The organism is Vibrio sp. 704, assembly GCF_033339295.1.
Map to the genome: position 1 here is coordinate 1 of NZ_JAWOUH010000608.1, position 626 is coordinate 626.

Sequence of the window (626 nt, forward strand, 5' to 3'; positions counted from 1 at the left end):
TCGTGACTAAGCGTGCATATTGCTGTTTCATAATCAAAGAGTTAACTCAAACCGTATTTTGAGTATACGTTGAATGCGCGTGAAATCGCCAGATCAAAAAGAGGCAACCTGTGGCTGCCTCTTCATATATATCATCGGATCATGACTTAATTATTGCGGTGTTTTCCCATGCGTTGTTGCATTTGGTCACCACATTCTTGCATGCGCTCGTTTTGCAGTTTTACAAATTCAGCTTTTTGCTCTGGAGTCAGCACGCTCAACATTTGGTGTTTTCTCTCCAGCATTTTCACGCGGTGCTCAGTTTGGCGCTCAACCATCTCTTTCGCTAGAGCAGTGGCTTGCGCTTCATCGAACGTATCCGCTAGCAATAGAGACTGCATTTTCGCGTGATGCGCTTGGCGCTCTGCCATGCGTGCTTCGCGGTTTTGTGAATATTTGCCTTTCATTTCCGCACGGTTTGCATCACGGAAAGATTGCAGTTGGTCTTTTTGTGCATCAGTTAAGTTCAAATCGCGCATGATGCCACGGTCCATACCCATACCACATTCATCACGTGGGCCTTTGTGGTGATCTTTACCGCCAAATGCGAATGCACTCGCAGTGCCTAAAGTTAGAGGTAGAACAAC

At 46.2% G+C, this 626-nt stretch carries 1 protein-coding gene; it reads right to left on the reverse strand.

Annotated elements, in window-relative coordinates; all coding sequences use genetic code 11:
- Positions 1-146 precede the first annotated feature (146 nt).
- The coding region (locus tag R7R24_RS28025; RefSeq protein WP_318120349.1) for a CpxP family protein at positions 147-626 on the reverse strand (480 nt) is incomplete at its 5' end.